The sequence below is a fragment of the Microbacterium sp. C448 genome, from assembly GCF_000582705.2.
GTDB classification, from domain to species: Bacteria; Actinomycetota; Actinomycetes; order Actinomycetales; family Microbacteriaceae; genus Microbacterium; species Microbacterium lacus_A.
In genome coordinates this window covers 1-6,435 of sequence record NZ_HG779783.1, presented here as the reverse complement: position 1 = coordinate 6,435, position 6,435 = coordinate 1, and the positions used below count along the sequence as shown (strand labels likewise).

At 67.1% G+C, this 6,435-nt stretch carries 6 protein-coding genes and 1 pseudogene (1 of these 7 only partly in view); 6 read left to right on the top strand and 1 reads right to left on the bottom strand.

Translation table 11 applies throughout. From position 1 onward, the window contains the following. The 6 genes and pseudogenes from leuC to MIC448_RS13805 form a co-directional block, all read left to right on the top strand. Positions 1-985 (top strand): annotated as a pseudogene (leuC, locus tag MIC448_RS13830) (3-isopropylmalate dehydratase large subunit); it begins 487 nt to the left of the window's first position. A 1-nt stretch (position 986) separates the two neighbouring features. Beyond that, complete coding sequence (leuD, locus tag MIC448_RS13825; protein ID WP_036300885.1) at positions 987-1,598, top strand: 3-isopropylmalate dehydratase small subunit; 612 nt, start codon at positions 987-989, stop codon at positions 1,596-1,598. Positions 1,599-1,609: 11 nt separating this feature from the next. Next, positions 1,610-2,992 (top strand): UDP-N-acetylglucosamine 1-carboxyvinyltransferase, encoded by a 1,383-nt coding sequence (gene murA / locus MIC448_RS13820; RefSeq protein ID WP_036300882.1) that lies wholly within the window; start codon positions 1,610-1,612, stop codon positions 2,990-2,992. 4 nt (positions 2,993-2,996) lie between these two features. Then, positions 2,997-3,761, top strand: coding sequence for a 1-acyl-sn-glycerol-3-phosphate acyltransferase (locus tag MIC448_RS13815; RefSeq protein WP_036300879.1), 765 nt, complete (start codon positions 2,997-2,999; stop codon positions 3,759-3,761). Next, a complete protein-coding gene (locus MIC448_RS13810) occupies positions 3,751-4,878 on the top strand; it encodes an NAD(P)H-dependent glycerol-3-phosphate dehydrogenase (protein WP_036300875.1) in 1,128 nt (375 codons plus the stop codon). Before MIC448_RS13815 ends, MIC448_RS13810 begins: the two co-directional genes overlap by 11 nt. Then, positions 4,784-5,872 carry a D-alanine--D-alanine ligase family protein gene (locus MIC448_RS13805; protein WP_036300872.1) on the top strand — a complete coding sequence of 363 codons (1,089 nt, stop codon included), beginning with the start codon at positions 4,784-4,786 and terminating at the stop codon, positions 5,870-5,872. The genes MIC448_RS13810 and MIC448_RS13805 overlap by 95 nt, the downstream gene beginning before the upstream one ends. An 18-nt stretch (positions 5,873-5,890) precedes the next feature. Here the strand turns inward: MIC448_RS13805 and MIC448_RS13800 are convergent, their stop codons facing one another. Beyond that, a complete protein-coding gene (locus MIC448_RS13800; protein ID WP_036300869.1) occupies positions 5,891-6,367 on the bottom strand; it encodes a DUF3515 family protein in 477 nt (158 codons plus the stop codon). Positions 6,368-6,435: the final 68 nt, after the last annotated feature.

Below are 6,435 nucleotides of genomic sequence, written 5' to 3'. Positions count from 1 at the left end.
CAAGACCATGGCGATCACGGTCGAGGGTGATCTGAAGCCGGGCGTGACCGCGAAGGACATCATCCTCGCGATCATCGCGAAGATCGGCGCCAACGGCGGTCAGGGCTACGTGCTCGAGTACCGCGGTAGCGCCATTCGCGCCCTCTCGATGGAGGGCCGGATGACGATCTGCAACATGTCGATCGAAGCGGGCGCTCGCGCTGGCATGGTCGCGCCCGACGAGACGACCTTCGCGTATGTGAAGGACAAGCCGCATGCGCCGCAGGGCCAGGACTGGGAGGATGCCGTCAGCTATTGGCGCACGCTCCCGTCCGATGAGGGCGCCGTCTACGACGCCGAGGTCTTCCTCGACGCGAATGAGCTCGAACCGTTCGTGACGTGGGGGACGAACCCGGGCCAGGGTGTCTCGCTGAGCGACGTCGTGCCGACCCCGGCAGACATCGCGGACCCGAACGAGCGCGCCGCCGCCGAGCGGGCGCTGGAGTACATGGATCTGAAGGCCGGAACGCGGATGAAGGATGTCCCGGTCGACGCCGTCTTCATGGGCTCGTGCACGAACAGCCGTATCGAGGACCTGCGCGCCTTCGCCTCCATTATCGAGGGTCGCAAGAAGGCCGATGGCGTCCGCGTCATGGTGGTCCCGGGCTCCGCGCGGGTGCGGCTCGAGGCAGAGGCCGAGGGCCTCGACAAGATCATCACGGACTTCGGCGCTGAATGGCGCTTTGCCGGATGCTCGATGTGCCTCGGCATGAACCCCGACCAGCTCGCGCCGGGGGAGCGGTGTGCCTCGACGAGCAACCGCAACTTCGAGGGACGTCAGGGCAAGGGGGGCCGCACGCACCTCGTCTCGCCCCTCGTCGCCGCTGCCACCGCGATTCGCGGCACGCTGTCGAGCCCGAGCGACCTCGAAGCCGACGTGATCGCCGACACGATCGACGACAACGACACACCCATCTACGCGCGCGTCGAGGCGGGGGAGATCTGACATGGACAAGTTCGCTACCCACACCGGTATTGCGGCGCCGCTGCGGCGTTCCGCGGTCGACACCGATCAGATCATCCCGGCCGTCTATCTCAAGCGCGTCACCAAGACCGGCTTTGAGGACGCACTGTTCGCGTCATGGCGTCAGGACCCCGAGTTCGTGCTCAACCAGCCCGCGTATCAGGGAGCATCCGTCCTCGTCGCAGGACCCGACTTCGGTACGGGGTCAAGTCGCGAGCACGCCGTCTGGGCGCTCCGCGATTTCGGCTTCAAGGTCGTTCTGAGCCCCCGCTTCGCGGACATCTTCCGCGGCAACGCAGGAAAGCAAGGCCTACTCACAGGTGTGGTCCCCGAGGCCGAGATCGAGCGCATCTGGGCGCTCATCGAGGCAAACCCCGGCGTGCAGATGACGGTCGATCTGGAGGCGCGCGAGGTCGCTATCGCTGATATCCGGGTCCCGTTCGAGATCGATGATTACACTAGGTGGCGTCTCTTGGAGGGACTCGACGACATCGGGCTGACCCTCCGGAACGAAGACAAGATCGCCGCCTACGAAGCGCGACGCGAACCCTGGAGGCCACGCACTTTACCGGTGCCGCCGCTTCCCGCACAGTAAGGCTGCACCGCATGACGACACTCCTGAACGACACCGCGGGCAACAAGAAGTCGGGGCCAGGACGGAGCGCGAAAGTGAGTGCAGAGGTTCTGGCGATCCGGGGTGGCCGGCCGCTGCGGGGAACGATCGAGGTCAAGGGCGCGAAGAATCTCGTCACCAAGGCGATGGTGGCGGCGCTCCTCGGCGAGACCCCCAGCATCCTGCGTGATGTGCCCGAACTGAGTGACGTCGCGGTTGTTCGCTCGTTGCTCGAGGTGCACGGCGTCACGGTCATGGACGGCGATGAACCGGGCAGCCTCGTGCTCGACCCGAGCGGCGCCGCCTCGGCGCACTTCGAAGAGATCGACGCGCATGCGGGAGCCTCGCGCATCCCGATCCTGTTCTGTGGTCCTCTGCTGCATCTGCTGGGCGAGGCGCTGATTCCGGATCTCGGTGGATGTCGCATCGGTGACCGTCCGATCAACTTCCACATGGACGCGCTTCGCGCATTCGGTGCCATCGTCGACAAGAGCTACGAGGGCATCCGCATCACGGCGCCGAACGGCCTGCACGGCGCGAACATCGAGCTGCCGTACCCGAGCGTCGGGGCGACGGAGCAGGTGCTGCTGACGGCCGTCAAGGCGAAGGGCATCACCGAGCTGAAGAACGCGGCCATCGAGCCCGAGATCATGGACCTGATCGCGGTGCTGCAGAAGATGGGCGCGATCATCTCGTACGAGCCGAACCGCGTCATCTTGATCGAGGGTGTCGAGACTCTGCGCGGCTACGACCACCGCTCCATCTTCGACCGCAATGAGGCCGTCTCGTGGGCCTGCGCGGCTCTCGCGACAGATGGCGAGATCTTCGTCGCGGGCGCGAAGCAACAGGACCTGCTCACGTTCCTCAACGTGTTCCGGAAGGCCGGCGGATGGTTCGACATCCGCGAAGACGGCATTCTGTTCCGTCGTGACGGATCGATCAAGCCGGTCATCGTCGAGACGGATGTGCACCCCGGCTACATGACCGACTGGCAGCAGCCCCTCATCGTCGCGCTGACCCAGGCCGAGGGCGAGTCGACCGTGCACGAGACGGTGTACGAGAACCGCCTCGGATTCACCCAGGCTCTGGTCAAGATGGGCGCCGACATCGTCGTTCACCCGCACGGGCTCGAGGGGGGCGAGCGCCGCGTCCCGCGTCGTGCGCTCGAGCAGGCCGCAGTCATCAACGGTCCGACGCCGTTGACCGGTGCCGACATCGAGGTGCCCGACCTGCGCGGAGGCTTCTCGTACGTCGTGGCGGCTCTCGCAGCCCAGGGCGAGTCCCGCGTGTCCGGAGTCGGCATCATCAGCCGGGGTTACGAAAAGTTCTTCGACAAGCTCACCGCGCTCGGCGCCGACTTCGACATCGTCGGGTGACCCGGTGACCCGGACCCGCCCGCGATCAAGCGAAAAGACACGACCGAGCGTCTTCTGGTTGCTCGGCGGCATCGTCGAACCGTTCACCAAGTACTTCGCCCGCATCCGCATCCACGGTGCCGAGAAGATCCCCACCGAGGGGGCGTTCATTCTCGCCCCGAACCACTACAGCGAATTCGACCCGCTCATCGTCTCGGTAACGGTGTGGGACATCGGCCGCGCGCCGCGGTTCCTCGTCAAGGAGAGTCTGTTCCGTGTGCCGGTGCTCGGGTGGGCGCTGAAGGCGACCGGCATGGTGCCGGTCTCGCGCGACTCCAGCTCGTCGTCGGCGAAGTCGACGCTGTCGGGCGCCGAGCACCTCGCAACGACCGGCAGCAGCATCATCGTCTACCCCGAGGGCACGCTCACGCGCGATCCTGACCTGTGGCCCATGCGCGGCAAGACCGGCGCCGTGCGGCTCGCTTTTGAATCCGGTGTTCCCCTGATTCCCGTTGCCCACTGGGGAGCGCAAGAGATCATGCCGAGGTACGGCGGCAAGCTCCGGTTCTGGCCTCCGCGGAAGCCGGTCGATTTCTTGGTCGGCGACCCCCTCGACCTGTCCGACTTCGACGGGCGCCACCATCAGCCCGGCGCCCTGGTCGAGGCGACCGAGCGTCTCATGAACGCGATCGCCGCGCTGCTGGAAGAGCTGCGGGACGAGAAGGCGCCGCCCGTTCGCTGGAACCCGGCCACGCACGCGCAGAAAGAGACGGGTCGCTTTGAGTCGTAAAGCTCCGGATGGTCCGAAGGTCGCCGTCATCGGCGCCGGCAGCTGGGGCACGACCTTCGGCAAGATTCTCGCCGACGGTGGTGCCGCGGTCACGATGTGGGCCCGTCGCCCCGAACTGGCGCACGAAATCGCCGAAGGCAAGCGCAACAGCGAGTATCTGCCGGGCGTCAACCTGCCCCGGTCGATGACGGCGACGGCGCACCTCTCCGAAGCCCTCGACGGTGCCACGCAGATCTACCTCTCGGTACCGAGCCAGGCCCTCCGCGAGAGCCTCAAAGCCGTCCGCCCCCTGGTCGCCGACAACGACGCCCTGCTCATCAGCCTGATGAAGGGCGTCGAGCGGCGCTCGGGCATGCGCATGAGCCAGGTCATCGAGCAGGAGCTCGCCTGCGATCCAGCGCGCATCGCCGTGGCATCCGGCCCGAACCTGGCGCTCGAGATCGCGCGAGAGCAGCCCACCGCGGCGGTCATCTCGTCGACGAGCCAAGAGACCGCGGACGCCGTCGCACGTCGAGCGCGGAACGCCTATTTCCGCTCGTTCGTGAACACGGATGTCATCGGCACCGAGTTCGGCGGCGTGCTGAAGAACCTGATCGCGGTCGCGATCGGCATCGTCGACGGCGTCGGCTACGGCGAGAACACGAAGGCGTCGATCATCACGCGCGGACTCGTCGAGATGACGGACTTCGCGGTGGCCTACGGCGCGCAGCCCGAAACTCTGCAGGGTCTCGCGGGGCTCGGCGACCTGATCGCGACGTGCCAGTCGCCGCTCTCGCGCAACAACACGGCGGGCCGACTGCTCGGTCAGGGATACTCGTTCCAGGATGTCGTGAAGCAGATGCAGCAGACGGCCGAGGGACTCGCATCCGTCGCACCCGTGCTGCAGCTGGCGAAAGAGGTCGGCGTCGAGATGCCGATCGTCGAGCAGGTCAAGCGCGTGCTGGATGGCACGATGAAGCCGCAGCAGATCGCCCCACACCTGACCACCGACGATGACACCCCCCGGGGCGAGAGGACGCAGAATGCACAAACGGGCGGTGGCGGTGCTCTTTGGCGGTCGCTCCAGCGAGCACTCGATCAGCTCCGCAACGGCGGGCGGGGTGCTGCGGGCGATTGATCGCGAGCGGTATCGGGTAATCCCGATCGGCATCACCCGCGCGGGGGTCTTCGTGCTCGAGGACGACGATCCCGACAAGTTCGCCCTCGATGCCGAGAAACTGCCGGAGGTCGACGATAACGGCACCCGCATCGTCTGGCCCGAGGGCGGCGCTGCGCGTGAACTGCGCGTGCGCCGCGCCGACGGAACGGTGGATGATCTCGGTGCCATCGACGTCGTCTTGCCGATCCTGCACGGCCTGCACGGCGAGGACGGCACGATCCAGGGGTTCCTCGACACCCTCCAGCTGCCCTATGCCGGTGGCGGGGTGCTCGATTCTGCGCTGTGCATGGACAAGCACTTCATGAAGATCGCGCTGCAGGCCGAGGGCGTGCCGGTCGCTCCCTGGGTGACCGTGCGGCGCGCACTCTGGGACAGCGACGCCGAGGGTGTGCGGACGGATGCCGCGGCACTCGGAGAAATCCTGTTCGTCAAGCCGGCTCGTGCCGGGTCAAGCGTCGGTGTCTCGAAGGTGCATCACCTGGGCGAACTCGATGACGCCCTCGCCCTGGCCTTCGCCGAGGACGACAAGGTGTTGATCGAATCGGCGCTCGTCGGGCGCGAGATCGAGGTCGCCGTGCTGGAGGGACGTGGGGGAGCACCCGCCCGGGCCTCGCTACCCGGTGAGGTCGTGCTGACGACTCGCGAGTTCTACGACTTCGAGGGCAAGTACCTCGGCGGCGACGGCGTGGACGTGCGTTGCCCGGCCGATCTGGAGGCATCCGAGATCGAGGCGATCCAGGCGCTCGGCGCGCGAGCCTTCGAGGCTGTGGACGGGCGCGGACTCGCCCGCGTGGACTTCTTCCTGACCGATGACGGGCTCGTCGTGAACGAACTCAACACGATGCCGGGGTTCACCCCGATCTCGATGTTTCCGAAGTGCTGGATCGCATCCGGCATGTCGTACGCCGAGCTCATCACCGAACTGATCGACACGGCCCTCGAGCGCGCCTGACGGGCGTCTGTTCGGCTTTTAGGGCACAGGGACGTCGGTGCAGGCCCCGTCGATGGGTAGCCGTCCGACCGACGAGGCGAGCGCCTCGAGCACGACGGCACTCGATACGCCCGTGTCGACGTTCGTGTCGAGATAGAGCTCGACCGCCGGCGTCCGCCCGAACGTGGTCACACGGAAGCGGAACTCACCGAGGTCCTCGATGATCCAGTCGACACCATCGACCGTGCTGCACGGGAGCGTCGTCGGTCCGGGCGGCTCGATGCCGCACGTCAGCAGCACAGCGGCCGGGTCACCCCACGCGCCGGTGGCCTGGGCATCCGTCTGACGCCGCTCTTTGCCGTCGAGCGTTGCGGGCAGCCGCACCGAGACCTCGGCGCAGAGCGGATCGTTCGCGCTCGGAGCGGGCTGCATGGCCACGGGTGCGGTGCAGCCGCTCAGCACGCCCGCCGACACGAGCACTGCCGCCGAGAGGACGAGCAGGCGACGCGGGGGCATCCCTCCAGCCTACCCAGGCCGTGTCGGTCGGGCCCGCGGCGGGCCATGCGCGGCCGGTGCTTCCACCT

Bases quoted from the DNA above. Each gene is read 5' to 3' on its own strand.
- MIC448_RS13800 (WP_036300869.1), bottom strand. From the start codon at position 6,367: ATGCCCCCGCGTCGCCTGCTCGTCCTCTCGGCGGCAGTGCTCGTGTCG.
- MIC448_RS13805 (WP_036300872.1), top strand. From the start codon at position 4,784: ATGCACAAACGGGCGGTGGCGGTGCTCTTTGGCGGTCGCTCCAGCGAG.
- leuD (WP_036300885.1), top strand. From the start codon at position 987: ATGGACAAGTTCGCTACCCACACCGGTATTGCGGCGCCGCTGCGGCGT.
- murA (WP_036300882.1), top strand. From the start codon at position 1,610: ATGACGACACTCCTGAACGACACCGCGGGCAACAAGAAGTCGGGGCCA.